Below are 26,730 nucleotides of genomic sequence, written 5' to 3'. Positions count from 1 at the left end.
GCCCGTCCATCCCCAGCACCCACCCCGGAGCCACCCGTGCCCGACATGAACGGCCCCTACAAGCCCGGCACCCCCTGTTGGATCGACCTGATGGTGCCCGACCAGCAGGCGGCCCTCGACTTCTACCGCGACCTGTTCGGCTGGCAGGGCGAGATCGGCCCGGCCGAGACGGGCGGGTACTCCGTCTGCACCCTCAAGGGCAAGCCGGTCGCCGGGATCATGAAGGCGATGAACCCCGACGGGACGGTGCCGGACCCGATGCCGCCGACCGTGTGGACGACGTACCTGTCCACCGACGCCATCGACGCCACCCTCAAGTCGGTCACCGACGCGGGCGGCACCGTCATGATGGGCCCGATGGACGTCATGGACATCGGGCGGATGGCCGTCATCACCGACCCGACGGGCGCCGTCGTCGGCCTGTGGCAGCCCGGCACCTTCGACGGCGCGGGCATCGTCAACGAGCACGGCGCGCTCATCTGGAACGAGCTGAACACCGGCGACACGGCCGCCGCCTCCGCGTTCTACTCGGCCGTCCTGCCGATCACCACGGCCCCGACGGAAATGCCGGGCGCCGAGGGGTACATCGAGTTCAAGGTGGGCGGCCGCTCGGTCGGCGGCATGATGAGCCTGTCCGCGCTGCCGGAGGGGGTCCCGCCGCACTGGCTGGCGTACTTCAGCGTCGACGACGTCGACGAGATCCAGGCGGCGACGACGCGGGCCGGTGGCAATGTCATGGCTCCGGCCTTCGACATGCCTGCGGGCCGGATGGCCGTCCTCTCCGACCCGCAGGGCGGCAGCTTCGCCGTGATCAAGGCGAAGGCCCCGGAGCAGCCCGCCTGATAGCGCGGCTGGTTCCCCGGCCGGGAAGGTCCGCCGCGGCGGTGGGCCTTCCCGGCCTGGGCTCGGGCGCCCGCGACGCCGAGCACACCCCGGAATGGTTGCTGGGCATGCTCAGGGAGGCGCGCGGCTTGAGCCCGTCAGCGCCCCGGTCGGCCGAGCAGAATCCGTAACAGCGCCCGCCGCACACTCCCGTCCGAACGCTGGACGGCACTCCTCTTCTTTTTGATCACACCATGGACGGCCCCGCTCGTGAAAGCGCGAGGCCAAGCGGCCTCGGGCCGTCAGGAGCCCAGGATCGTGGTGAGGAACTCCCCGGTCCAGGCCAGCAGTTCCCGCCCGATCAGCGGCTTGCCGCCGACCCGGGCCGTCTTCGGGCGCGGTACCAGCACCTGCGAGGTGGCCGGCTTGAGCACCGTCCCCGGGTAGAGCCGCTTGAGGCGCAGCTCCTGCGATTCGCGCAACTCCACCGGTCCGAAACGAATGTTGACGCCCGCGAGGGTGACGTCGCCGACCCCACAGGACCGCGCCAGCATCCGCAGCCCCGCCACCAGCAGCAGGTTCTCCACCGGCTCGGGCAACTTGCCGTAGCGGTCGGTCAGTTCCTCCCGCACCGCCTTGATGTCCGCCTCGGAGCTGGCCGCGGCGATCGACCGGTAGGCCTGCAGGCGCAGCCCCTCGCCCGGCGCGTAGTCGTGCGGGACGTGCGCGTCCACCGGCAGCTCGATCTTGACGTCCAGCGGGGCCTCTTCCTGCTCGCCGCCGTCGACCGCGGACCGGAAGTCGGCCACCGCCTCGCCGACCATCCGGATGTACAGGTCGAAGCCGACGCCCGCGATGTGACCGGACTGCTCGCCGCCGAGCAGGTTGCCCGCGCCGCGGATCTCCAGGTCCTTCATGGCGACGTACATGCCCGCGCCCATCTCGGTGTGCTGGGCGATCGTCGCGAGCCGCTCGTGCGCGGTCTCGGTCAGCGGCTTCTCCGGCGGGTACAGGAAGTAGGCGTAACCGCGCTCGCGCCCGCGCCCGACCCGGCCGCGCAGCTGGTGGAGCTGCGAGAGGCCGAAGTTGTCGCCGCGCTCCACGATCAGGGTGTTGGCGTTGGAAATGTCGATGCCGGACTCGACGATCGTCGTCGAGACGAGCACGTCGAACTTCTTCTCCCAGAAGTCGACGACGACCTGCTCCAGCTGGCTCTCGCCCATCTGCCCGTGCGCCGTCGCGATCCGCGCCTCGGGCACGATCTCGCGCAGCTTGGCGGTGGCCCGGTCGATGGACTCGACCCGGTTGTGGATGTAGAAGACCTGGCCCTCGCGCAGCAGTTCGCGGCGGATCGCGGCCCCGATCTGCTTCTGCTCGTACGGTCCGACGAAGGTCAGCACCGGGTGCCGCTCCTCGGGCGGGGTGGTGATCGTCGACATCTCGCGGATGCCGGTGACCGCCATCTCCAGGGTGCGCGGGATCGGGGTGGCGGACATCGTCAGCACGTCGACGTTCGCGCGCAGCTTCTTCAGCTGCTCCTTGTGCTCGACGCCGAAGCGCTGCTCCTCGTCGACGATGACCAGGCCCAGGTCCTTGAACTTGGTCTCCTGCGAGAACAGCCGGTGGGTACCGATGACGATGTCCACCGAGCCCTCCTTCAGGCCCTCCAGGGTGGCCTTCGCCTCGGTGTCCGACTGGAACCGGGACAGCGCCCGCACCTTGACCGGGAACTGCGAGTAGCGCTCGGAGAAGGTGCCGAAGTGCTGCTGCACCAGCAGCGTGGTCGGGACCAGGACCGCGACCTGCTTGCCGTCCTGCACCGCCTTGAAGGCGGCGCGCACCGCGATCTCCGTCTTGCCGTACCCGACGTCGCCGCAGATGAGCCGGTCCATCGGGACCGACTTCTCCATGTCCTCCTTGACCTCGGCGATCGTGGTCAGCTGGTCGGGGGTCTCGACGTACGGGAAGGCGTCCTCCAGCTCCCGCTGCCAGGGGGTGTCGGGGCCGAAGGTGTGGCCGGGGGCCGCCATCCGCGCGCTGTACAGCTTGATCAGGTCGGCGGCGATCTCCTTGACCGCCTTCTTCGCCTTCGCCTTGGTCTTGGTCCAGTCGGCGCCGCCGAGCCGGTGCAGGGTCGGGGCCTCGCCGCCGACGTACTTGGTGACCTGCTCCAACTGGTCGGTCGGGATGTAGAGCCGGTCGCCGGGCTGGCCGCGCTTGGCGGGGGCGTACTCGACGAGCAGGTACTCGCGGGTGGCGCCCTGCACGGTGCGCTGGACCATCTCGACGTAACGGCCGACGCCGTGCTGCTCGTGGACGATGTAGTCCCCGGCCCGCAGGGTCAGCGGGTCGATGGTCTTGCGGCGCCGGGTCGGCATCCGGCCGAGGTCCTTGGTGGCGGTGCGCTGGCCGGTCAGGTCGGTCTCGGTGAGGACCGCGATCTTGAGCCCGGCGTCGATGAACCCGTTGTCGAGGGAGCCGCAGGCCACGTGCACCAGGGAGGGCTGCAGGGACGCGAGGTCGGCCTCCAGCCGGGCCGCGATGCCCTCGCCGCCGAGCACCTCGACGGTACGGGCGGCCGGGCCGTGGCCCTCGGTGACGTAGACGGTGTGCCAGCCGTCGGCGATCCAGCCCTTGGTGTCGGCGAGCGCGCGGGCGGTGTCGCCGCGGTAGGCCTCGGGGGCGTGCATGCCGAGCGTGAGGGTGTCCTCGCCGCCCGCCGCGTCAGCGGCGTCGGTCAGCTCGGCGTCGGCCGCGAAGGGGGACACGGACCACCACATGGTGCCCAGCTCGCGGGCCCGGTCGCGGACGTCCGCGATCCCCCACAGGGAGGCCGCGCCGAGGTCGATCGGCGCCTCGCCGCCGCCCGCGGTGGCCGCCCAGGAGGCCTGGAGGAACTCCTGCGAGGTCGCGACCAGGTCGGCGGCCCGGGTGCGGACCCGCTCCGGGTCGCACACGACGGCCATCGAGCCCTCGGGCAGCACGTCGAGCAGCAGTTCCATGTCGTCGACCAGGACCGGGGCGAGGGATTCCATGCCCTCGACGGCGATCCCCTCGGCGATCTTGTCCAGCAGTTCGGCCAGCTCGGGGTGCTCGACCGCCAGCGCCGCGGCGCGCTCGCGCACCTCGTCGGTGAGCAGCAGCTCCCGGCAGGGCGGTGCCCACAGACCGTGTTCGGCGATCTCCAGGGACCGCTGGTCGGCGACCTTGAAGTAACGGATCTCCTCGACGTCGTCGCCCCAGAACTCCACACGCAGCGGGTGCTCCTCGGTGGGCGGGAACACGTCGAGGATGCCGCCGCGCACCGCGAACTCGCCGCGCTTCTCCACCAGCTCCACCCGGGCGTACGCGGCCGCCGCGAGCGCCGCCGTCACCTCGCCGAGGTCGGCGCTCTGGCCGCCGCGCAGGGCCACCGGAACCAGCTCCCCGAGCCCCTTGACCTGGGGCTGGAGCACGGACCGGATGGGCGCGACGACGATCGAGACGGGCCCGGCGGCCGGGTCGTCCTTGCTCGGGTGGGTGAGCCTGCGCAGGACGGCGAGGCGGCGGCCGACGGTGTCGCTGCGGGGCGAGAGCCGCTCGTGCGGCAGGGTCTCCCAGGACGGGTAGTCCACGACGGTGCTCGCCTGCTCCGGCGGCATCAGCGAGCGCAGCGCGGCGGCCAGGTCCTCGGCCTCCCGCCCGGTCGCGGTGACCGCGAGCACGGTCCGCCCGGTCCGCCGGGCCAGCGCGGCGATCACGAAGGGCCGCGCGGCGGCCGGACCGACGAGGTCCACGTGCATCCGGTTCCCGTCGCCGGCCGCCTCGACCGCCTCGGTCAGCGCGGGATCCCGGGTGACGGCGTCGAGCAGTCCGTACAGGCTCATGAAGCGGCTTTCCGTCCGGTGAGGGGGCAACGCGAAGGACCCGACACGTCGTACGGGCCGGGGTTTCCACCTTACGGCGCGGGTCCGACACCCGCGCGTGGGATTGCTGTCGCCCAGGGGGGCGAACAGGCTTCCACCCTTCCCGCCTCCCGGAAGGGCGGAAAAAGTTCTTGGGGCGGGATGTCAACCTGGGGCGGCGCCGCAGGCGTATACACGTCGAAATCTGTCCAGCACCGGGAGCCGCATGACCGTCGAGGAGTTCGAGGAGTTCTACGCGCACTCCGTGAAACACCTGGTGGGACAGGTCTATCTGATGACCGGCGACCTGCACGAGGCGCAGGACGTGGTGCAGGAGGCCTTCGTACGGGCCTGGACCCGCCGGGCGCGGCTCTCGGCGGACGCCGGGCCCGAGGCATGGATCCGCACGGTGGCCTGGCGGCTCGCCGTCAGCCGGTGGCGGCGGCGCGGGCGGGCCGCCGAGGCCTGGCGGCGCCACGGCGCGCCGGAGGCCTCCTCCGCCGGGGATCCCGGCCCGGACACCGCGGCCCTGGTCGGCGTCCTGCGCACGCTGCCCGAGCGGCAGCGCCGGGTGGCCGTCCTCTTCTACGTCTGCGACCTGTCCGTGGAGCAGGTGGCCGCGGAGACCGGTATATCGGCGGGCACCGTCAAGACCCACCTGTCCCGGGCGCGGGCCGCGCTCCGGCCGTACTTCGAGGAGGCGCACGGTGAGTGACTCGCCCGACTTCCCCGGTTCCGCCGGTTCCGCCGGCTCCCCCGGTTCTCCCGGTTCTCCCGGTTCTCCCGGCTCCCCCGCGTACGACGAGCTGCTCGGCGCCGCCCTCAAGCGCGCCGCGGGTGACGGCGGGCGGCGGGCGGCGGCCGCGCCGGTGGCGGTCGTCGCCGAGCGCGGCGCCCGGCGCCACCGCCGCCGGCTGGCCGCCGCGGCCGCCTGCGCGGTGTGCGTGCTGGGCGCGGGCGGCGCCCTCGCGGCCGTCGACCTCGGCTCCGGCCCGGGCCGGCGCGACACGCCCCCCGCCGCGCCCTCCGCGCCCCGGGGCGACGTGACCCCCTCCCGCGGTTCCGGGTCCTCGGGGGCTCGGACGGGACCGCCGGTGAGCCCGTCCACGGTCCCGGCGCCGGGCTCCGGCGTCTCGTCCGGGTCGGTCTTCCCGAGCGACGGCGGAGCGGGCGTCACCCCGACCCCGTCGCCGCCCCGTCCGGGGGTGAGCGGGTCCTGGGGCGTGGACGGGTCCCCGGACGGCTCCTTCTCCGGGGCCTCCGCCCCTCGGCGCTCGGGGTCCCCCGCGGGATCCGGCGGCCCGGTCTCCGAGAGCCCGCTGCGGTGACCGCCCTCCAGGCGCCGCCCCGGCCGCGCACCGCCGTACGGGCGCCCGCCCCGCCCGGTCCCGGGGGCGGGGCGCGGCGGGTGGAGCGCTGGGCTCCGTACCTGCTGGCCGGGGTCCTCTTCACCGGCTACGCCCTGATCTCGGTCCTGCGCTACCGCCGCCTGGAAACCATGTCCTGGGACCTGGGCATATTCGAGCAGGCGGTCCGGGCCTACGCGCACCTGCGGGCGCCCGTGGTCGACCTCAAGGGCCCCGGCGCCAACGTCCTGGGCGACCACTTCAGCCCGGTCACCGCACTCCTCGCGCCCTTCTACCGGCTCTTCCCGACCCCGGTCACCCTGCTCGTCGCCCAGGCCGCGCTGTTCGCGCTCTCCGCCGTCCCGGTCACCCGGGCCGGGATCCGGCTGCTGGGGCGGGCGCGCGGGTTCGCGGTCGGGGCGGGGTACGGCCTGTCGTGGGGGGTCCAGCGGGCCGTCGAGTTCGACTTCCACGAGATCTGCTTCGCGGTCCCGCTGATCGCCTTCGCCCTGGAGGCGCTGCTGCGGGGGCGCGGGCGGGCCGCGCTGCTGTGGGCGCTGCCGCTGGTCCTGGTCAAGGAGGACCTCGGGCTCACCCTGGCCGCGCTGGCCTGCCTGAGCGCCTGGCGGGCCGGGCGTGACGGCGATCGGCGCACGGCCCGGCTCGCCGTCGGGGCCGCCGTCCTCGGGGCCGCCGTGACCGCCCTGGTCTTCAGCGTCGTCATCCCCTCCTTCAACACGGGCGGCGGTTACGACTACTGGGACAAGGTGACGGGCGAGAGCCCGGCGGCGGCCCTGACCGGCGGCCTCGACGTCAAGCTCGCCACCCTCGGCTGGCTGCTGATCCCCACCACCGGCCTGCTGGCCCTGCGCTCACCGCTGCTGCTGGTGGCCGTGCCCACCCTCGGCTGGCGGTTCCTGTCCGGGGACCCGCACTACTGGTCCGCCGACTGGCACTACAGCGCGGTTCTGATGCCGGTCCTCGCGCTGGCGCTCGTGGACGCGGTGGACCGCAGCCGCCGCGACCGGCGTCCGTGGCTGCGCGCGTACGCCCTCCAACTGCCCGCCGCCACCCTGGCGAGCGCGCTCACGCTGGGCGCGACCACGCTGCCGTCGGCCCGGCTGGCCGAGCCGGACACCTACCGGATCCCCGAGCGGGCCGTCCTCGCCGAGCGGCTCTTCGCCCGTGTCCCTGACGGGGCGAGCGTGGAGGCGGACATGGCGCCGATCGCCCGGCTGACCTCGCGCTGCCGGGTCTTGTGGATCGGCGGCACCCGGGGGCTGGTGCCCGACTGGATCGTCTTCGACAACTCCTCCGGCTGGGTGGGCGACCCGCGCGACTACGCCCGGCAGCTGCACCCGGGCGCGGAGTTCGTGCGGGCGGACGAGGCCGCCGGGTTCGTGCTGATGCGCCGCGTGCCGTAACGCGGCGGGTGGCGGGTGGCGGGCGTTCCGCGGCCCCACTGGCGTGCCGCGGCCCCCAGGGACGGCGGCCCCCGGGACGGGGGCCCCCGGGACGGGGGCCCCGCCCCGGCCTCACCTCACTCGCTGCCGATCGCGTTCAGGATGTTCATCCGGCCCGCCCGGAAGGCCGGGACCAGGGCGGCGAACAGGCCCACGAACGCCGATCCGGCGAAGACGCCCAGGATCGTCGGCCACGGGATCTCCAGCACCTTCAGCCCCTGGAGGGCCAGCAGTTGCTGTCCGGCGACGCCCCAGCCCATGCCCAGGCCGAGGCCGAGCAGCGCGCCGAAGAGGGCGATGACCACCGACTCCAGGCGGATCATGCGGCGCAGCTGGCGGCGGGAGAGGCCGATGGCGCGCATCAGGCCGATCTCGCGGGTCCGCTCGACCACCGAGAGGGCGAGGGTGTTCACGACGCCCAGGACCGCGACGACGATCGCGAGGGCGAGCAGGCCGTAGACCATGTTGAGCAGTTGGCCGACCTGGTCCTTGAGGTTCTTCTTGAAGTCGCTCTGGTTGCGCACCTGGTACTGCGGGTACGCGGCCATCGCGTCCTTCATGGCGCTGTAGGCGGCTTGCTGCTTGCCGTCCTTGGCCTTGGCGAACATGATCGCGTTCTGCGGCATCCTGTCCGCCGGGACGTACTGGGCGGCCGTCGCGACGTTCGTGTACATCACGCCCGTGTCGATGCTGCCCTCGTCCGAGGTGATGGCCGCGATCCTCAGCTTGGCGCTGCCGCCCAGGGTGAAGGCCACCGTCAGCTCGTCGCCGGTCTTCAGGCCGTGCTCGGTCGCGAAGGCCCGGCCGACCGACATGGCGTTCTTCCCGTACGCGGCCGACAGTTCACCGGCGACGGTCTTCTTGCGCAGGTCCTGCGCGTACGTCGGGTCGGCGGCGGCCAGTTCCCCGTCCCCGGTCCTGCCGTCGGGGGTGGTCAGCCTGGCGCCGAGGATCTTGTACGAGGTGACGTGGTCGATGTCGGGGACCGATCGCAGCGCCTTCTCGGCCTGGGGCAGCACCGGCTGGCCGGTCTCCGACTGGATGATGAAGTCGGCGCCGACCGAGCGGTCGAGTTCGCCGGTGGCGGAGGCCACCATCGAGGAGCCGACCACCGACAGGCAGGCGACCAGGGCCAGTCCGATCATCAGCGCGGCGGCGGTGGCGCCCGTACGCCGCGGATTGCGCAGCGCGTTGCGCTCGGCGAGGCGGCCGACGGAACCGAAGGGCCGCAGGACCGCGCCGGAGAGCACCTTGACCACGGCGCCCGCCAGCAGCGGGCCGATCACGATGAACCCGATCAGGGAGAGGACCACGCCGAGCCCGAGCCACAGCGAGCCGGTGGCCGCCTTGTCGGCGGCCGCGGCGGCGAACAGGGCGGCGGCGCCGACACCGGTCAGGACCAGGCCCAGTACGGCGCGGACCCGGCCCGCCTTGCGGTCGCCGGGGGTACCGGCGTCGCGCAGGGCGGCCATCGGGGAGACCCTGCCCGCCCGGCGGGCCGGGAGGTAGGCGGCGACGACGGTGACGAGGACACCGAGGGCGACACCGAGGACCGGGGTGGTCCACAGCACCGTCAGGTCGTCGGTGGACAGGTGCATGCCCATCTGGCCCATGAGCTTCATCAGGCCGACGGCCAGGCCCACGCCCGCGCCGACCCCGAGGACCGAGCCGACGACACCCAGCAGGAAGGCCTCGATGAGCACGGACCGGTTGAGCTGCTTGCGGTCGGCCCCGATGGCGCGCATCAGGCCGATCTCGCGGGTGCGCTGGGCGACCAGCATCGAGAAGGTGTTGAAGATCAGGAAGATGCCGACGAGGAACGCGATCCCGGCGAAGCCGAGCATCACGTACTTCATGACGTCGAGGAAGGAACCGACGTCCTTGCGGCCGGAGTCCGCGGCCTCCTTGGCGGTCCGCAGCGTGTACGTGCCCGCGCCGACCGCGGTGGCGATGTTCGCCTTGAGCTGCTCGTCGCTGACCCCCTCCTCGGCGGCCACGTTGATGTGGGTGAAGGCACCGGGGGTGCCGATCAGGCCCTGCTGGGCGGTGGCGGTGTCGAAGTAGACGATCGCCGCGCCCGGGTTGGTGACCGTGAAGGAGGCGATGCCGGTGATCTTCGCGCGGATGTCGCCGGTGATGGCGATGGTGCGCAGCTCGTCACCGAGGGCCAAGTGGTGCTTCTTCGCCGTGTCGGCGTCGACCATCACCTCGGCGGGTCCGCGCGGCGCGTGGCCCGAGGTGATCTTCATGGACGTGAGTTCGCTGTCGTTCCAGCTGCCCGCGATGGTCGGGGCGCCGGTCGTCGAGCCCATGTTCTCGTTCTTGGCGTCGACCACCGTGACGGCCGTCGATAGGACGCCGCCCTCGGCGGACCGGACGCCCTCGACCTTCTTGACCTGCTCGACGGCGGAGCCGGGCAGCGCGTCGGGGCGGCCGCTCTGCCGGCTGCCGCCGTCGTCGGCCTCCTTGGGGCTGACGGTGACGTCCGCGCTGGTGACCGCGAAGAGCTTGTCGAAGGTGGTGTTCATGGTGTCGGTGAACACGAGGGTGCCGCAGACGAAGGCGACGGAGAGCAGGACGGCGATCGCGGAGAGCGCCATCCGCCCCTTGTGCGCGGCGAAGTTGCGCAGCGAGGTCTTGAGGACGGTCATGACGTCCGCCCGCGCGCGTCGAAGTCGGGACTCTGGGGGTGTCCCCCGGCGAAGCCCAGCATCCGGTCGAGGACCCGCTCGGCGGTCGGGTCGAACATCTCGTCCACGATCCGGCCGTCGGCGAGGTAGAGCACCCGGTCCGCGTAGGAGGCGGCGACCGGGTCGTGGGTGACCATCACGATGGTCTGGCCCAGCTCGTCGACCGAGCGGCGCAGGAAGCCGAGCACCTCGGCGCCGGCCCGCGAGTCCAGGTTCCCGGTCGGCTCGTCGCCGAAGATGATCTCGGGGCGCGCGGCCAGGGCGCGGGCGACCGCCACGCGCTGCTGCTGGCCGCCGGAGAGCTGGGTCGGACGGTGGCCGAGGCGGTCCGAGAGGCCGACCGTCTCCACGACCTGGTCCAGCCACTGCGCGTCGGGCCTGCGGCCCGCGATGTCCATGGGGAGCGTGATGTTCTCCAGCGCGTTCAGGGTGGGCAGCAGGTTGAACGCCTGGAAGATGAAGCCGATCCGGTCGCGGCGCAGCTGGGTGAGCTTCTTGTCCTTGAGGCCGGTGATCTCGGTCTCGTCCAGGAAGATCCGGCCGCTGCTGACCGTGTCGAGGCCCGCGAGGCAGTGCATGAGCGTGGACTTGCCGGACCCCGAGGGGCCCATGATCGCGGTGAACCGGCCCCGGTGGATGTCCACGTCGACCCCGTCGAGGGCGACCACGCGGGTCTCGCCCGTGCCGTAGGCCTTCACGACCTGCCGAGCTCGCGCCGCGACGGCCACATGCCCTCCAGCGCCCCCGTGCCGGGTATCGGTCATTGCGGTTGTCACGGCGTTCTCCTCGGTTGGTGTGCGCACCGCGTGTCGCCGCGGCGCGCGACGTGTCCACGGGGAGGGGCTGCCCCACCCCCGTGGGAGCCGCCCCCCGCGGCCCGTAAGAATCAGTTAAGAAGCCGGGGAGGGCCCCGGCCTCCTCCGTCGGGACGAAAGGCCCCTGCGCCTTCCTGAGGAGCGACCCCTAGGGGATGTCCGCCCTTTGGGCGAGACGCTCTGGGGGATACCGCCGGCAGGGCCGCGGTGAGATGGTGTTTCCCGCCGATCGATGCACAGTGAAAGGGTCTTCGTGGGTACGGGGGACGTGGGAACGGGCGCCGGTACGGCCCCCGACGCGGCGGGGGCCGGCGGCCCCGAGCGGGACGACGGAGGCGCGGCGGCGGACGGCGCCGGGGCGGCCGACGGCGGCGGGGCCGCGGGCGGCGGCGGGGCCGCGGCGGCCGGAGCGGCGCGTGCCCGGCCGCGTACCGCCGTGGTCGCCGCGCTGATGCTCACCATGGGCCTGGTCGCCCTCGACAGCACCATCGTCGCCACCGCCGTCCCGCAGATCGTCGGTGACCTCGGCGGCTTCTCCGTCTTCTCCTGGCTCTTCTCCGGCTACCTGCTCGCCGTCACCGTCTCCCTCCCCGTGTACGGGAAGCTCTCCGACACCTTCGGCCGCAAGCCCGTACTCCTCTTCGGCGTCGCCCTCTTCCTGGTCGGCTCGCTGCTGTGCGCGGCCGCCTGGAACATGGCCGCCCTGATCGCCTTCCGCATCGTGCAGGGCCTCGGCGGCGGCGCCCTCCAGGGCACGGTGCAGACCCTGGCCGCCGATCTGTACCCGCTGAAGGAACGGCCGAGGATCCAGGCCCGGATGTCCACGGTGTGGGCCACCTCCTCCGTCGCGGGGCCCGCGATCGGCGGGCTGCTCGCCGCCTACGCCGACTGGCGCTGGATCTTCCTGATCAACCTGCCGCTGGGCGGGCTCGCGCTGCTGCTGATCGTCCGGCACCTGACCGAGCCGGTACGGGCCCCCGCCGCCCGGGGCCGGACCGACTGGGCGGGCGCCCTCGCCGTGTTCGCCTGCGGTGGGCTGCTGCTGTTCGCCCTGGTGCAGGGCGGGGTCGCCTGGCCCTGGCTGTCCGCGCCCTCGCTGGGGCTGTTCGCCGGGAGCGCCGCCCTGGCCGCGGTGGTGGTCCGGGTCGAACGCCGGGCCGAGGAACCGATCCTGCCGGGCTGGGTCTGGCGCAGGCGCACCATCGCCGCCGTCAACCTCGCGATGGCCGCGCTGGGCCTGCTGATGGTGGCCCCGATGGTGTTCATGCCGACCTACGCCCAGGCCGTCCTCGGGCTCGGCCCGGTCGGCGCCGGGTTCGTCATGTCCGCCATGACCCTGAGCTGGCCCATATCCGCCGCGTTCAGCCAGCACGTCTACCGCCGCATCGGCTTCCGCGACAGCGCCGTCATCGGCATGTCCCTCGCCGCCGCGATCCTCTTCTCCTTCACCCTGCTCCCCCGGCACGCCGAGCCCTGGCAGCCCGCACTGGTCATGCTGCTGCTCGGCTGCGCGCTCGGGCTGTTCCAGCTGCCGCTGATGATCGGCGTCCAGGCCACCGTGGGCTGGGCCGAGCGCGGCACCACCACCGCCTCGGTGCTCTTCTCCCGGCAGGTCGGGCAGAGCGTCGGCGCCGCCCTGCTGGGGGCCGTCGCCAACGCCACCATCGCGGCCCGGCTGGCCGACGCGCCGATGGACGGGCTGCCGGGCCACCTGGACGACGTATCCCGGGCCCTGCGGGATCCGGGGTCGCTGCCGGCTGCGGCCGTCGACTACCTGCGGGGCGCGGTGGCGGCGGCCGTGGACCACATCTACCTGGGGGCGAGCGCGGCGGCGGTGGCGGCGGTGCTGGTGCTGCTGCTCCTCGCGCCGCGCCGGTTCCCGGTGCTGACGGAGGCCCAGGACCGGGCGGACCGGGCGGAACCGCGGGAGCGGGAGGAGCGGGCGGGCCGGGAGGAGCGGGAGGGCCGGCGGGCTTCGTAGGCGCCCGCGCGGTCTTTCGTCGGCGGATCGATGGCTCCGGCCGCCCCGGCGCGTCACACTTGTCATGAACCCGGCCGCGCGGTACACCACGGTAGGGGGACCGGAACGGGGGGAACGATCATGGCCTGGCTGCCCGCTGTGCTGACGCTCGTGGCCGCGCTGGCCGTGGGGTACTGGGCGCTGCGCGCCCGTCCCGGACTGGTGACCGGCCGCGACGGCCGGCTGTCCACGTCCAAGACCCTGGCCACCGCCTGGACCGGCCTGCTCCTGTGGATGCTGCTGGTGCTGCTCGTCTACGGACTGACCCAGGGCATCGGCTGGTTCCGCGGGCCGCGCGACCCCTTCCAGTCCCTGACCAGCGTCTACCTGCCGCTGCTCGGCGGCCCGTACCTGGCGCTGATCGGGGCCAAGGGCGTGGTCGGGGTGCGCGTGCAGAACGGCCACCTGTTCAAGCCGGAGAAGAAGCCGGAGCCCGGCGCCCCGCCCGCGGGCGCCCCCCAGAAGCTGCCGATGAACGAACTCATCGCCAACGACTCCGGCCAGACCGACCTGATGGACCTCCAGTACGTCGCCTTCAGCGTCGTCACGATGCTCTACGTCGCCGCCTTCTTCGTGGCCGACGTCGGCGCGGGCCTGCCGAAGCTGCCCACCGGGATCTGGGCGCTGACCGGCGCCCCGGCCGGGGTCTACCTGGTCAACAAACTGGCGACCCGCCCCAACCCCGTCATCACCCGGGTCACCCGCGAGGGCGGCCTGCTGCGCGTCGAGGGCGGCGGCTTCGGCCCGGACGCCACCCACGGCAAGGCCCAGGTCAGCATCGACGGCGAAACCCGGCCGGACGCCGAACTCGGCCCCGACGGGGCGCTGACCCTGCCCCTCCCGGTCCCCGTGACCACTCCCGGAACGCCGGTCACCGTGCACGTGACGGCGCGCGGCCTGCGCAGCGATCCGTACGTCTACCGGCCCGCGGCGACGGTCGTGGCACAGCGCCCCGCGCCCGAGCCCGCGCCCCGACTCGACTTGGACCTCGACCTCGCCCCCGCGCCCGCCCCCGCCGACGGGTCCCATTCCGCTGCCCCGCCCGCCCCCGGGCCCGGCGACCGGCCGGTCGCGCGGCCGTAGGGCCCCGGCCCGGACCCGGCAGGAAGAGCAGGGCGCACTCCACACCCTCGCACCCGCGCACGTCCGTCACCCGGAGGCCGGACAGCAGGTCCGCCACCGCCTCGGCCGGCTCCGCCGCGAGCCGCCGGGCCGGGTCGGCCGCCCGCCGGTGCGCGGTCGCGTTCCTGACCACCCTGCCGCCGGACGGCCCCCACCCGGGCTGACACCGGCCGGGCTGACACCGGCCGGGCCCAGGCGGGCTCAGCCCTCCGCCGGGGCCCGGCCCGTGAGCGCCGCCAAGCTGGAGCGGACGTGGTTCATGTGCGCCCGCATCTCGTCCCGCGCCGCCTCGTGCTCCCGCAGGATCCGCTCCGTCTCGCGCACCGTGCGCTCCTCCCGCACCCCGGCCTCCGACAGCAGCTCCGCCGCCCGCGCCTCCGCGTCCTCCTGGCCGTGCCGGGCCGCCTCCTCCTGCTCCGCGGACGCCCGGCGGGCCTCCGCCAGCCCCGCCTCCGCGTGCCGTTCCAGCTCCGCGTACCGGGCCGCCCACTCGGCCTCGCGGGCCGCCAGCTCCCGCTCCGCCGTGTCCCGGCGCTCCGCGTGCTCCTGGTCGCGGTCCGCCAGCAGCGCCTCGGCCCGGCGGCGCGTCTGCGTCAGCGCCGCCTGGGCGTCGCCGCGCCAGGCCGCCGCGTCGTCCCGGGCCTCCGCCCGGGCCTCGTCCGCCTCGTGCTGGGCCCGGGCCAGCCCCTGCACGGCCCGGACCTCCGTCTGGTCCCGCACCGCGTCCGCGTCCTGCCGGGCCAGGTCCGCGGCCCGCTCGGCGTGGGCCTCGGCCGCGCCCAGGACGTCCGACGCCTCCGCCCGGGCCTGCGCCCGTACGCTGTCCGCCTCCTCCTCCACCAGCCCGAGGATCCGGCGCGCGCGCTCGCCCAGCTCGTCGTACGTCTGGGGCGCCAGCGCGCCCACCACCTCGCCCAGGCGCCGCGACTCCTCCTCCAGCCGCCGCTCCAGCGCCGTCAGCCGGGCCACCCGCTCCCAGGCCTCGTCACGGCTCCCGGAGAGCCGGTCGAGATAGCGGTCCACCTCGTCCGCCCGGTAGGCCCGGCCGCGCACGGTCGCGAAACCCTGAGGTCGCGGTGACATGGGTGCACTCATCCTGGAAGCGCCTCTCTCGCGTGGCGTGCGGCGTGTGGCCGATGCGCGTGGATTCCCGTCAAGGATGCGTCATTTGCGTACAGAAGCGGCAATGGCCGGGCCAGGACCCCGTTCGGGGGTCCCGGCCCGGCCATGAGCAAGAGATGCCCAGCCGATCAGCGGGTCAACCGGTGATCAGATGAGTCCGTCCCACATCTGCTCCAGCAGCACCGACCACCAGTTCTCCGGCGACGCCAGCGCCGCACCGTCCAGCCCCGCCAGCTTCGCCTGGAAATCGGCCGTCCAGCGCCCCGCCTGCTCGGGCGTCAGATGCATCCGCAGCCGCCACATGTACCCCAGCATCGCCAGGCAGCGCGCGAACTGCGGCAGGCTCGAATTCACGAACTGCGGCGGCACCGGAGCACCCCCCGGACCCGCCTCCACCGGAACCGCGACGATGTGCGCCGTCCCGTACTGGACACAGATCGCCTTGCCGAAGTCACTGCCCACGACCAGGTACGAACCCGCGTCCGGCGCGGGCTGCACCTGCCGCTGCGCCGCCATCTCCGCCAGCGTCGGCACCGGCTGACCCGGCACCGCCTGCGCCCAGAAGAACGGCCCGAAGTCCACGGGCAGGCCCGACCACACCAGCGTCTGCGCCACGATCTCCGGCACGCCCTGCCGGGACACCGCGCGCTGCTCGAACCGGAACACGCCCTGCGGACCGAAGGCCTGCGTCAGCTCCGCCGCGATCGCCTCCAGCGGGATCGCGGGCTCCAGCGGTACCTGCGCGAGCGGCGCCCGTACCGGCGCGGGACGCGCCGGTCCGTCCGCCACCTGGTGCAGCTCGCCCTGGTGGGTGAGCAGGTGGCGCATGCCCTGCTGACGGCCCGCGTGGTCCTTGCCGTACGGCGCCACGCTGGTGATCCGCACCTGGGGCCAGGTCTCCCGGATCATCCGGGCGCAGTAACCCCCGGGCAGCTCACAGGACTCCAGCTCGGTGTGGAGTTCGAGGACCTGCTGCGGGGGCACGCCCATGGCGCGCAGCTCGTGCAGGATCTGCCACTCCGGGTGCGGGGTGCCGGGGGCCGAGCGGCGGATGAGCTGCTGCTCGGAACCGTCCTGGCCGCGATAGCGCAGGACGGCCTGGTAGCCCGGGCCGACCATGGGCACCCCGGGCTGCTGCGGCTGCCGCGGTGCCTGCGGTGCGGTTCCGGGGGGCGCGGCCGGCTGACCCATGGCCGGACCGGCCAGCATCGTCGCGGCGTGCGGAGCCCCGGCCCCGGGCGCGCCGGGCGGACCGGGAGGCGCGGGCGGCTGACCCACGGCCGGACCGGCCAGCATCGTCGCGGCATGCTGCACCCCGCCACCGGGAGTCCCCGGCGCACCAGGAGCACCCGGCGGACCGGGAGGCGCGGGCGGCTGACCCACGGCCGGGCCCGCGAGCATCGTCGCGGCATGCTGCACCCCGCCACCGGGAGTCCCCGGCGCACCAGGAGCCCCAGGAGCACCCGGCGGACCAGGAGGCGCGGGCGGCTGACCCACGGCCGGACCGGCCAGCATCGTCGCGGCGTACTGCGCCGACCCGCCGCCGGGCGCACCCGGAGGCGCGGGAGGCGCGGGCGGCCGGCCCGCGTGGGCGCCAGGCCCCGCGCCCGGCGCGCGGCCGGCCCCCGGGACACCGGGCGGACCCGGCGGCACCGACGGCGAGGACGGCCGGTTCACCCGGGCCTTGCTGGTGGGCGCGTCGGCGATGTCGCTCCCGGGCACCGGCCGGGCCACCGGAGCCGCGGGCGCACCCGCGGCCGGCCCCGCGGCCGGCCCCGCGCTCGGCCCCGCGCTCGGCCCCGCGCCGAGCGCCGGAGCGATCGCGGTCGCGGGCAGCCGGCTACCCCCGGCCATCAGCGTGGTCTTGGCCTCCGCCGACGCCCCGGACGACGGCGCGTCCTCCAGGTCCATCCCGGACAGCGGCGGCGCGAACACCGTCGCGGGCAGCGGTACGGACACGTCGTCCGCCCCCGCGTTCACATCGGTCCCGGCCCACGGCGTCGCACCCACCGGAGCGGGCGGCGCGGGCCGCACCGGAGCCGCCGGTACGGAGGGCACCGGCGGCGCGGGCGACACCGGCGGCGCGGGCGGTACCGGCGCGGCCCGCACCTCCGCCGGTACGCCGTCCGACGCGGTCGGCTCGTACTCCGGCTCCGCCCCGCCCGCGCGGGCCACCGGCGGGATCCCCGCCCGGTCCGCCGCCTCCTGGAGCCACTCCGGCGGGCTCAGCATGAACGACGTCTGCTCCGCGTCGATCCGCTGCGGCGGAACCGACGCCTCGGGCGCCGTCGCCGACACCCCGTACTCCTCCTCGTACCGCCGGATCACCTCACCCACCGGCAGCCCCGGCCACAAGGTCGCCTCACCGCTGTCGCGCGCGATCACCAGCCGCTGCCTGCCACCGGCCGACACCGGACCGGCCGCCCGGTCCTCGGCCCACACCACGAAACCGAGGCCGAACTCCCGTACCCGCACCTCCCGGTGCTGATATCCGGGCACGTCCCCGTTGATCCATTCCTCGGCGCGCTCCTGCGCCTGCGCAAACGTCACCACCGCGCGATCACCCCTCCACCGCTACCGGAACCGAACGAGCGAATCCGCCGTCCACCATCAGACCGGCCACCGTCTCCAGCTCCGGCGGATTACCCGCCAACCGTTCGAGAAAGGCGTCGAAATCGGTACCGCACGGCAGCAACAGCCGCTCCACGCGCTCCTGCACCGACCAGCCGTCCCGGTCGCGCGCGTCGTCGTACGGAGAGAACCACACCGAACCGAGCGCCTCACCCTTGACCTTCACCGCGAGCAGGCCGCCCTGCGCGAAGGCCACACACAGGTAGTCCTTCGTCAGGTGGTCCCGCAGACACTTGTTCACGTAGACCAGGTCGTTGACCGCCGCCTCCTCACGCACCGTGAAGAACGGCTGGTCCACCAGCACACCCAGCTCCACGTCCAGCCCCGCCCCGGCCGGCGCGCAGCCGCCCGCCGCCTTCAGGAAGGAGCGGTACGCCTCCGGCAGCCGGTACCCGAGGTCCTCCTCGACCCCCTGGACCTGCGACTCCGTCACCGAGACCACCGACTTCGGCAGCCCCAGGTGCACCGGCCGCACCTCCTGCAACGCCCGCGTCCCGCGCTTCTCGTGATCCACCGGAGCCGTCACCAGCCCCGCGTGATGCCGCAGCAGCGCCTTCACCTCGACCGGGACCAGCTCCAGGCGCCGCGAGGCCGCCACGTGGTGCCAGGTCCAGCCGTGCGGGGTCGCCACCGGCCCGACCGTGTCCCACAGCTCGTGCCCGGCCGCGTGCATGGCGGCGTTCGCGGACACGTAGTCCGTCAACCGCAGCTCGTCGACGCCGAAGCCCTCCGGGGGTTCGGCGATCTCCACCGCCGCCCGCGCGTACCGCGAGAAATCGGGATGCCCGTCCCCGCCGATCCGCACCCCATGAGGATGGCGCGCGGCCCGGACCGGGTCCGGGAAATGCACGACCTGCCCCGAGTACGCGGCGTTGGGTGGCGCGGCCTGCTGCCCGAGCCGACCTGTCGTCATGGCGGTAGCCCCCTGCTGGATCTGGCTGGTTCCGCACAGCCTATGCGGTTCGGCAAGGACGGCAGCCGTACCCGGCCACCCCCCGTGCGCAGGCCCGTACCCCCCGGCCGGGAACACCCGAATTGATACGAATATTCGACCCCGCTTCCGCACCACAGGAGACATTTGACAGGCTGTCCCCGCAGCACGGGGGCGTGCGCGACAGCGGTCCGACTACGGACAGTGCCGCGGCCACGGGAGGGAAAGCGCCACATGCAGAACACGACGACCCGCACGGAGCCCCAGACGGACCCCCGCACGGAAGCCCGGACCGAACCGCCGCCGAACGACACACCCGACGGCGCCACCACCCACGCCAGCGGCACCTCGGGCGACCCCCGACTGCGCTGGAGCAGCGCCGGCGGACCCACCGTCCCCGTCCTGCGCTTCCGCCGCGACGGCATCCTGCCCACCATCGCCGCCGCCCTCTCCGTACGCGGCGAGACCCTCACCGGCACCGCGGGCAAAGCCGACCAGCCGCCCGTCCTGCACCCGCTCGTCCAGGACTTCCTCGACACCCTCACCAGCGGCCAGCGCGAACGCTTCACCGGCCGCTGCCCCGAGGCCATCCTGCTCTCGCGCCACCTCACCACCGTCGAGGACGGCCGCAGCCGACGCGCCTCCCGCAAACCCCTCACCCCGAACGAAGCACGCCGCTCCCTCAAGCACGCCAAGATCACCGCCAGCCGCATCCGCGAAGCGGGCGACCCCCTCCACGGCAGCTACGCACCCCCCTGCCGCTCCTGCGACGCCCTGCTCGCCCACTTCGGAGTCCGGGCCGTCGACCTCACGGTCCCCGCCACCACCCCCGCCACCGAGAAGGCCTGACCCACCCAGATGACCGCCTCAGCCTCCTACGACCGCTCCTCGGCCACCCGCTTCCCCCAGGCCGTCGACACTGCGCTGCGCACCGCCGGGTGGCAGCCCGGCCGCTGGGACATCAAGCAGGCCGAATACTGGGCCGACGCCCTGCGCGACCACACCACCCCCGCCGGACACCGGCACACCGTCTTCCCCGCCGCCGTCGAGGCCTGGGCCGAATTCGGCGGCCTCACCGTCACCGCCCCCGGCCCGGGCCGCCAGATAGCCCCCACGCCGGTCCGCGTCGACCCCCTCACCGGCCTCCACCTCGCGCGCACCTTCGCCGACCTCGGCCGCGCCCTCTCCACCCGGCTCTGCCCCCTCGGCACCGACACCGACGGCTCCGCACACCTGGCCCTGGACGCCGAGGGCCGCGTCTACTCCATCGACCACACGGGCGACTGGTACCTCGGCGCGAGCATCGACGAAGCCCTGACCACCCTCCTCACCGGCCTCCAGCCCACCCGCCTCACCACCGGCTAGCCGAGCCCCGGAACCCGCTCCCCCGGCAGTACCGCCGACACCTTGAAGCCGCCCCCGTCCGTCGGGCCCGACACGAACACCCCGCCGAGACCCAGCACCCGCTCGCGCATCCCCAGGAGCCCGTTGCCCCCACTGGGCAGCCCCGGCTCGACGCCGTCCGCGCCGCACGGGCCGTTCTCCACCTGCGCCGCCACCTCACCGCTCCGGTGCGCGAGGCGTACGACGACCCGCGCGCCCGGCGCGTGCTTGTGGCAGTTGGTCAGCGCCTCCTGCACCACCCGGTACGCCGTCTGCTCCACCTCCGCCGGATACCCCGCCGGGTCCCCGTGCACCTCGAACTCCACCACCATCCCGGCCGCGCGGGACTGCCCGACCAGCGCCTCCAGCTCACCGAGCGAGGGCCCCTCCTCCAACGTCCCCACCAGCGCCACCAGGGCCGGGGCGGGCGCCGGAGCCTGGGACGAGGCCCGCAGCACCCCGAGCATCTCGCGCAGCTCCGTCAGCGCCTGACGGCCCATGTCACCCACCAGCACGGCGTTCCGTACCGCCTTCGCGGGGTCCTTCACGGCCACCACCTCCAGCGCCGCCGCGTGCACCACCATCAGCGACACCCGGTGGGCCACCACATCGTGCATCTCGCGCGCGATCCGGGTGCGCTCCTCCGTACGGGCCCACTCGGCCCGTTCCTCGGCCCGGTCGGCCAGCAGCGACAGCTCCCGCTCCAGCGAGTCCGCGCGCTCCTGGAGGCTCTCCATCAGCCTGCGCCGGGCCCCGACGTACAGGCCGAACAGCACCGGCGGCACGGTCAGCGCCACCGCCATGAACACCGACAGGACGATGACGAGGAAGTGCTCGCCCTCGATGTCCCCGCGCGTGCGGAAGTAGGTGACGACGAAGGTCCCGGCCAGGGACATCGAGCCCAGGACCGCGGTGATCCGCTTCGGCGCCTCGGAGGCGGCCAGCGTGTACAGGCCCACCACGCCGAGCAGGAACCCCATGGCCGCGGGCGTGATCGCGATCCCGAGCAGCACCACGGCGATGGGCCAGCGTCGCCGCGCCACCAGCGCGGAGCCGACGAGCACTCCGACCAGCACCCCGACGGCCGTCGGCAGCCCGGCGTCGTGCGCGAAGGCGACCCCCTCGAACCCGCACTCGGCGGCGGACACGACGCCGAGCCCCACATCCAGCGCGGCCCCCCGCCGCTGCCCCCACCACAGCGGCCCGTCCCGCCCGGCGCCGCCCCGCTCTTCCCCCGTCATGGTCATACGGCCAGCCTACGCAGGGCCCGTCAGCACACACCCGCGGTTAATTCCCCCGAACCATCGGTAATCGCACGTACGACTGAACCATCCGGTGGATGAGACCTGAATCCCACATTCCGGACAAGACTTTCCCTATGAGCAAATACGCCGACTTCGAATCCCTGCGCGAACAGGCCGTGACCCTCCGCCGCGAGGGCCTCAGCCGCCGCCAGATCCGCGACCGCCTGCACGTCGACAACCACGACATCCTGAACCGCCTGCTCCAGGGCGAGCCCCCGCCGGAGTGGACGAAGCGCCCCAACGCGAAGGACGACCTCCGCGACAAGGCCCGCGAACTCCGCCTCCAGGGCCTGACCTACGACCAGATACAGCTGGAACTGGGCTGCTCGAAGAGCTCGATCTCCCTCTGGGTGCGCGACCTCCCGAAGCCGCCGCGGCGGCGCACTCCAGAAGAGTCCTCCACGATCGCCCGCCGCGGCTGGGAGCGCACACTCCAGATACGAGAAGAAGAAAGACTCCAGGTCAAACGAGCAGCGAGCGACGAAATCGGGACACTCTCGGACCGCGAGCTGTTCCTCGCGGGCGTCGCCCTCTACTGGGCCGAGGGCAGCAAGGACAAGCCGCACGCCCGCCGCGAACGCGTGGTCCTCATCAACAGCGACCCCGACGTGATCCGCCTCCACTTGGCATGGCTCCGCCTACTGGGCGTCCAGGACGAGCAGCTTCGCTACTCCATCACGATCCACGAATCAGCCGATATCACCGGCGCGGAACAGTTCTGGGCGGAGTGCGTCGGCAGCGGCACTGAGCACTTCGGCAAGACCACCCTCAAGAGGCACAACCCGGCGACGGTCCGTAAGAACACGGGGGACAATTACCACGGCTGCCTCACCATTCGAGTTCTCCAGAGCGCGGCTCTGTACCGTCGCATCGAAGGCTGGTGGTACGGCATAGTGGGTGCTGCATCAAAGCCCGATCACCTAAATCGGGCATAAACGGTGAACCATCCCGGATCGTCTAAGGGCAGGACAAATGGTTTTGGTCCATTGAATGAGGGTTCGAATCCTTCTCCGGGAGCACGCAGAACACGTTTGCTCACCTTCGGGTCCCGACCGCCGCGGTCGGGACCCGCGCTCGTTTACGGCACCCCACCCCCCGGTATCCTTCGTGCGTCCAGCACCCGAAGCCGAAGGGCCCACCCGTGAGCGCCAATCGCCCGGCAGCCGTCGTCGTACTCGCAGCGGGGGAAGGCACCCGCATGAAGTCCGCGACACCCAAGGTTCTCCACGAGATCTGCGGGCGCACGCTCGTGGGCCACGTCGTCGCCGCCTCGCGCGAGCTGGACCCCGCGCACCTCGTCGTGGTCGTCGGGCACGCCCGTGAGCAGGTCGCCGCGCACCTCGCCGAGGTCGACGCGAACGTCCGTACCGCCGTCCAGTACGAGCAGAACGGCACCGGGCACGCCGTACGGATGGCCCTGGAGGAGCTGGGCGGCGAGCTGACCGGCACCGTGGTCGTCGTCTGCGGCGACACTCCGCTGCTGACCGGCGCGACCCTGGCGCAGCTCACCGCCGCTCACGAGGCCGACGGCAACGCCGTCACCGTGCTGACCGCCGAGGTCCCCGACTCCACCGGCTACGGGCGGATCATCCGCGACGCGGCCACCGGCGCCGTCACCGCGATCGTCGAGCACAAGGACGCGACCGACGCCCAGCGGGCGATCCTGGAGATCAACTCCGGGGTCTTCGCCTTCGACGGGGCGCTGCTGAGCGAGGCGCTCGGCAAGGTCCGTACCGACAACAGCCAGGGCGAGGAGTACCTCACCGATGTGCTGGAGATCCTGCGCGAGGGCGGCCACCGCGTGGGCGCGGCGGTCGGCGGGGATCACCGCGAGATCCTCGGCATCAACAACCGGGTGCAGCTGGCGCAGGCCCGCGCCCTGCTGAACGCGCGGCTGCTGGAGCGGGCGATGCTCGCGGGCGTGACGGTGGTCGACCCGGCCAGTACGTTCGTCGACGTGTCCGTGACCTTCGGTCAGGACGCGATCGTGCACCCGGGTACCCAGTTGCTCGGTGCCACGCACCTCGCGGAGAACGCGGAGGTCGGCCCGAACACCCGGCTGAAGGACACGCGGGTGGGCGCGGGTGCCCGGGTGGACAACACGGTGGCGGACACGGCCGTGATCGGGGCGGCGGCGACGGTGGGTCCGTTCGCGTACCTGCGTCCGGGCACGAACCTCGGCGCCAAGGCCAAGGCCGGTACGTACGTGGAGATGAAGAACGCCACGATCGGCGAGGGCACCAAGGTGCCGCACCTGTCGTACGTCGGCGACGCGACGATCGGCGAGTACACGAACATCGGTGCCGCGAGCGTCTTCGTGAACTACGACGGTGAGCACAAGCACCACACGGTCGTCGGTTCACACTGCAAGACGGGCTCCGACAACATGTTTGTGGCGCCCGTCACGATCGGGGACGGCGCCTACACGGCGGCGGGTTCGGTGATCACCAAGGACGTGCCGCCCGGTGCGCTGGCCGTGGCCCGTGGCCAGCAGCGGAATATCGAGGGCTGGGTGGCCCGCAAGCGTCCGGGAAGCGCCGCCGCTCAGGCCGCTCTGTCGGGGGCCCCGGAGCGCCCTGACGAGGCCTGAAGGTGAACTGACCGGAAACAGGTGCGCCCGTGACGGCGTACCGTGATAGCGCACGCAATTCGGCTGGCTCACCGTGTGCGGGACGGACGCACATGGGGGCGAGCAGCTTTCAACACGTCTGAGGAGACTGTGCTGTGACCGGGATCAAGACGACCGGCGAGAAGAAGCTGATGCTCTTCTCCGGCCGCGCCCACCCCGAGCTGGCCGAGGAGGTCGCGCACCAGCTCGGTGTCGGCCTCGTGCCGACCAAGGCTTTCGACTTCGCGAACGGCGAGATCTACGTCCGCTTCCAGGAGTCGGCTCGTGGCGCGGATTGCTTCCTGATCCAGAGCCACACGGCTCCGATCAACAAGTGGATCATGGAGCAGCTGATCATGATCGACGCGCTGAAGCGCGCGTCGGCCCGCTCCATCACCGTGATCGTGCCGTCCTACGGGTACGCCCGCCAGGACAAGAAGCACAAGGGCCGCGAGCCGATCTCGGCCCGCCTGGTCGCGGACCTGCTGAAGACCGCGGGTGCGGACCGCATCCTGACGGTCGATCTGCACACGGACCAGATCCAGGGCTTCTTCGACGGCCCGGTCGACCACCTCTCGGCCCTGTCGGTCCTCGCGGACTACGTCGGCGCCAAGGTGGACCGCTCGAAGCTGACGATCGTCTCCCCGGACGCCGGCCGCGTGCGCGTCGCCGACCGCTGGTGCGACCGGCTGGACGCGCCGCTGGCGATCGTCCACAAGCGCCGGGACAAGGACGTCGCGAACCAGGTGACCGTCCACGAGGTCGTCGGTGAGGTCAAGGGCCGCGTCTGCGTCCTGGTCGACGACATGATCGACACGGGTGGCACCATCTGCGCCGCCGCCGACGCGCTCTTCGCGCACGGCGCGGAGGACGTCATCGTGACGGCCACGCACGGCATCCTGTCGGGCCCGGCCGCCGACCGGCTGAAGAATTCGAAGGTCAGCGAGTTCGTGTTCACGAACACCCTGCCGGACCCCTCCGACCTGGAGCTGGACAAGATCACGGTGCTCTCGATCGCGCCGATGATCGCCCGCGCGGTGCGCGAGGTCTTCGAGGACGGCTCGGTCACCAGCCTCTTCGAAGAGCAGCAGTAGAAGCAGCGGTAGAAGCAGTAGTAGTAGTCACAGCGGTACGGCGCTAGATCCTTTTTGGGTACGGCCTCCCCGCCGGGTACACTCCACGAGTTGCTCGGCGAGGGAGGCCGTGCCCGTTTCCGGACGGGTTCTGGTGCTCCGTTATCGACGCGCTCTTCGTAGCAGGCCGTGTTCCGGCCGGGTGACGTATGAGTCCAATTCCGTCACCCCACGAGGAGTGAGCATGTCCGAGATCAAGCTTTCCGCCAAGACCCGCACCAGCTTCGGCAAGGGCGCTGCCCGCCAGGCCCGTCGCGACGGCATGGTTCCCGGCGTGATCTACGGCCACGGCACCGAGCCGAAGCACGTCGACGTCGAGGGTCACGGCCTGCAGCTGGCGCTGCGTACCGCCAACGTCCTGCTCTCCCTGCAGATCGCCGACGGCGGCACCGAGCTGGTCATCCCGAAGGCCGTGCAGAAGCACCCGCTGAAGCGCTCGATCTCCCACGTCGACTACCTGATCGTCAAGAAGGGCGAGAAGGTCACCGTCGACGTCGCGATCGTCACCGAGGGCGACCTGGCCGCGGGCAACAACATGCTGGAGACCCTCCAGAACACGATCTCCGTCGAGGCGGAGGCCACCAACATCCCGACCGAGGTCACCGTCTCCATCGCGGGCCTCGAGGCCGGCGCCACCATCCACGCCAAGGACCTGGTCCTCCCGACCGGTACCACCCTGGCCGTCGACGGCGACCTCGCCGTCCTGCAGGTCGTCGCCCCGCAGGGCGAGGAGCCGGCCGCCGAGAGCACCGAGGCCTGAGCCTCCCCGCTCGTCAGTTGCTGACCGACCGCCGTCCTGCTCCCATGGAGCGGGACGGCGGTCGTCTTCGCTTAAGGAGCTTTTGATGTCGGACGACACGGCACCCTGGCTGATCGTGGGTCTGGGCAATCCGGGCGCCGAGTACGCGGGCAACCGTCACAACATCGGTTTCATGGTTGTGGACCTGCTCGCGGAGCGGATGCGCGGCAAGTTCAAGGCGCACAAGGCGTCGCGGGCGCAGGTCGTGGAGGGTCGGATGGGTCCGCCCGGGCCGCTGAACCGTCGGGTGGTGCTGGCCAAGCCGATGTCGTTCATGAACCTGTCGGGCGGCCCGGTGACGGCGCTGCGCGACTTCTACAAGGTGCCGCTCGATCGGATCGTGGCGGTCCACGACGAGCTGGACATCGACTACCCGACGCTGCGCCTCAAGCTGGGCGGTGGGGACAACGGGCACAACGGCCTGAAGTCGATGACGAAGTCGATGGGCCCGGACTACCACCGGGTGCGCTGCGGCATCGGGCGTCCGCCGGGCCGGATGCAGGTGGCGGACTTCGTGCTGAAGGACTTCTCCTCCACCGAGCGCAAGGAGCTGGACTGGTTCGTGGACCGGTCGGCGGACGCGGTGGAGTGCCTGCTCCAGGAGGGCCTGGAGCGCGCGCAGTCGACGTACAACTCCTGAGCCGCGGGCTCCGTCGT

At 72.8% G+C, this 26,730-nt stretch carries 20 protein-coding genes and 1 tRNA gene; 14 read left to right on the top strand and 7 right to left on the bottom strand.

What is annotated here, in order from left to right; translation table 11 throughout:
* The first annotated feature begins 45 nt into the window (after positions 1–45).
* Positions 46–843, top strand: a complete 798-nt coding sequence (locus QMF80_RS07145) for a VOC family protein (RefSeq protein WP_283450799.1) — start codon at positions 46–48, stop codon at positions 841–843.
* Positions 844–1,124: 281 nt separating this feature from the next.
* On the opposite strand, the gene mfd is transcribed toward QMF80_RS07145, so the two are convergent.
* Positions 1,125–4,688 (bottom strand): transcription-repair coupling factor, encoded by a 3,564-nt coding sequence (gene mfd, locus QMF80_RS07140; RefSeq protein WP_283450587.1) that lies wholly within the window; start codon positions 4,686–4,688, stop codon positions 1,125–1,127.
* A gap of 244 nt (positions 4,689–4,932) precedes the next feature.
* On the opposite strand from mfd, the gene QMF80_RS07135 reads away from it, so the two are divergent.
* Genes QMF80_RS07135 through QMF80_RS07125 form a run of 3 tightly spaced genes read left to right on the top strand, consistent with a single transcriptional unit; the run spans position 4,933 to position 7,476 of the window.
* Positions 4,933–5,421: a SigE family RNA polymerase sigma factor gene (locus tag QMF80_RS07135; protein ID WP_283450585.1), complete on the top strand. Its 489-nt coding sequence runs from the start codon at positions 4,933–4,935 to the stop codon at positions 5,419–5,421.
* Positions 5,414–6,034: a hypothetical protein gene (locus tag QMF80_RS07130; protein WP_283450584.1), complete on the top strand. Its 621-nt coding sequence runs from the start codon at positions 5,414–5,416 to the stop codon at positions 6,032–6,034. Before QMF80_RS07135 ends, QMF80_RS07130 begins: the two co-directional genes overlap by 8 nt.
* The gene (locus QMF80_RS07125; protein WP_502962788.1) at positions 6,031–7,476 is read left to right on the top strand and encodes a DUF2079 domain-containing protein; all 1,446 of its coding nucleotides are present in this window, start codon (positions 6,031–6,033) and stop codon (positions 7,474–7,476) included. Before QMF80_RS07130 ends, QMF80_RS07125 begins: the two co-directional genes overlap by 4 nt.
* A 116-nt stretch (positions 7,477–7,592) precedes the next feature.
* Here QMF80_RS07125 and QMF80_RS07120 read toward each other — a convergent pair whose 3' ends face one another.
* Both QMF80_RS07120 and QMF80_RS07115 read right to left on the bottom strand, forming a co-directional pair.
* Positions 7,593–10,166, bottom strand: coding sequence for an ABC transporter permease (locus tag QMF80_RS07120; protein ID WP_283450582.1), 2,574 nt, complete (start codon positions 10,164–10,166; stop codon positions 7,593–7,595).
* Positions 10,163–10,969: an ABC transporter ATP-binding protein gene (locus QMF80_RS07115; protein WP_502962794.1), complete on the bottom strand. Its 807-nt coding sequence runs from the start codon at positions 10,967–10,969 to the stop codon at positions 10,163–10,165. Before QMF80_RS07115 ends, QMF80_RS07120 begins: the two co-directional genes overlap by 4 nt.
* Before the next feature lie 283 nt (positions 10,970–11,252).
* Here QMF80_RS07115 and QMF80_RS07110 point away from each other — a divergent pair, with 283 nt between their 5' ends.
* Both QMF80_RS07110 and QMF80_RS07105 read left to right on the top strand, forming a co-directional pair.
* Positions 11,253–13,001: an MFS transporter gene (locus QMF80_RS07110; RefSeq protein WP_502962787.1), complete on the top strand. Its 1,749-nt coding sequence runs from the start codon at positions 11,253–11,255 to the stop codon at positions 12,999–13,001.
* Between the two features lie 120 nt (positions 13,002–13,121).
* Positions 13,122–14,123, top strand: a complete 1,002-nt coding sequence (locus QMF80_RS07105; RefSeq protein WP_283450578.1) for a hypothetical protein — start codon at positions 13,122–13,124, stop codon at positions 14,121–14,123.
* A gap of 240 nt (positions 14,124–14,363) precedes the next feature.
* On the opposite strand, the gene QMF80_RS07100 is transcribed toward QMF80_RS07105, so the two are convergent.
* From QMF80_RS07100 to QMF80_RS07090, 3 genes are all read right to left on the bottom strand, one after another.
* Positions 14,364–15,245, bottom strand: coding sequence for a coiled-coil domain-containing protein (locus tag QMF80_RS07100; RefSeq protein ID WP_283450576.1), 882 nt, complete (start codon positions 15,243–15,245; stop codon positions 14,364–14,366).
* Between the two features lie 186 nt (positions 15,246–15,431).
* Entirely contained in the window at positions 15,432–17,837 is a 2,406-nt protein-coding gene (locus QMF80_RS07095; RefSeq protein ID WP_283450574.1) for an SUKH-4 family immunity protein, read from the bottom strand.
* A gap of 7 nt (positions 17,838–17,844) precedes the next feature.
* Positions 17,845–18,828: an SMI1/KNR4 family protein gene (locus QMF80_RS07090; RefSeq protein ID WP_283450572.1), complete on the bottom strand. Its 984-nt coding sequence runs from the start codon at positions 18,826–18,828 to the stop codon at positions 17,845–17,847.
* A 252-nt stretch (positions 18,829–19,080) separates the two neighbouring features.
* Between QMF80_RS07090 and QMF80_RS07085 the strand changes: the two genes are divergently transcribed.
* Both QMF80_RS07085 and QMF80_RS07080 read left to right on the top strand, forming a co-directional pair.
* Positions 19,081–19,695, top strand: coding sequence for a YwqJ-related putative deaminase (locus QMF80_RS07085; protein ID WP_283450570.1), 615 nt, complete (start codon positions 19,081–19,083; stop codon positions 19,693–19,695).
* A 9-nt stretch (positions 19,696–19,704) separates the two neighbouring features.
* A complete protein-coding gene (locus QMF80_RS07080; protein WP_283450568.1) occupies positions 19,705–20,211 on the top strand; it encodes an SUKH-3 domain-containing protein in 507 nt (168 codons plus the stop codon).
* On the opposite strand, the gene QMF80_RS07075 is transcribed toward QMF80_RS07080, so the two are convergent.
* Entirely contained in the window at positions 20,208–21,476 is a 1,269-nt protein-coding gene (locus QMF80_RS07075) for a sensor histidine kinase (RefSeq protein WP_283450566.1), read from the bottom strand. The genes QMF80_RS07080 and QMF80_RS07075 overlap by 4 nt on opposite strands.
* A 131-nt stretch (positions 21,477–21,607) precedes the next feature.
* Here QMF80_RS07075 and QMF80_RS07070 point away from each other — a divergent pair, with 131 nt between their 5' ends.
* The 6 genes from QMF80_RS07070 (at position 21,608) to pth (ending at position 26,713) form a co-directional block, all read left to right on the top strand.
* Positions 21,608–22,468 (top strand): hypothetical protein, encoded by an 861-nt coding sequence (locus QMF80_RS07070; RefSeq protein ID WP_283450564.1) that lies wholly within the window; start codon positions 21,608–21,610, stop codon positions 22,466–22,468.
* Between the two features lie 11 nt (positions 22,469–22,479).
* Positions 22,480–22,550 (top strand) — tRNA-Gln (locus QMF80_RS07065).
* Between the two features lie 124 nt (positions 22,551–22,674).
* Positions 22,675–24,123: a bifunctional UDP-N-acetylglucosamine diphosphorylase/glucosamine-1-phosphate N-acetyltransferase GlmU gene (gene glmU, locus QMF80_RS07060; protein ID WP_283450562.1), complete on the top strand. Its 1,449-nt coding sequence runs from the start codon at positions 22,675–22,677 to the stop codon at positions 24,121–24,123.
* A gap of 134 nt (positions 24,124–24,257) precedes the next feature.
* Positions 24,258–25,235, top strand: a complete 978-nt coding sequence (locus QMF80_RS07055; protein WP_112451977.1) for a ribose-phosphate diphosphokinase — start codon at positions 24,258–24,260, stop codon at positions 25,233–25,235.
* Positions 25,236–25,458: 223 nt separating this feature from the next.
* Positions 25,459–26,034 (top strand): 50S ribosomal protein L25/general stress protein Ctc, encoded by a 576-nt coding sequence (locus QMF80_RS07050; protein ID WP_283450558.1) that lies wholly within the window; start codon positions 25,459–25,461, stop codon positions 26,032–26,034.
* 85 nt (positions 26,035–26,119) lie between these two features.
* On the top strand, positions 26,120–26,713 hold the full coding sequence (pth, locus tag QMF80_RS07045; RefSeq protein WP_283450557.1) for an aminoacyl-tRNA hydrolase: 594 nt from the start codon (positions 26,120–26,122) through the stop codon (positions 26,711–26,713).
* Positions 26,714–26,730 lie beyond the last annotated feature (17 nt).

The organism is Streptomyces sp. G-G2, assembly GCF_030063135.1.
Taxonomy (GTDB): domain Bacteria; phylum Actinomycetota; class Actinomycetes; order Streptomycetales; family Streptomycetaceae; genus Streptomyces.
The sequence above is the reverse complement of the archived record's forward strand: the minus strand, read 5'-3'. Positions and strand labels throughout refer to the sequence as shown.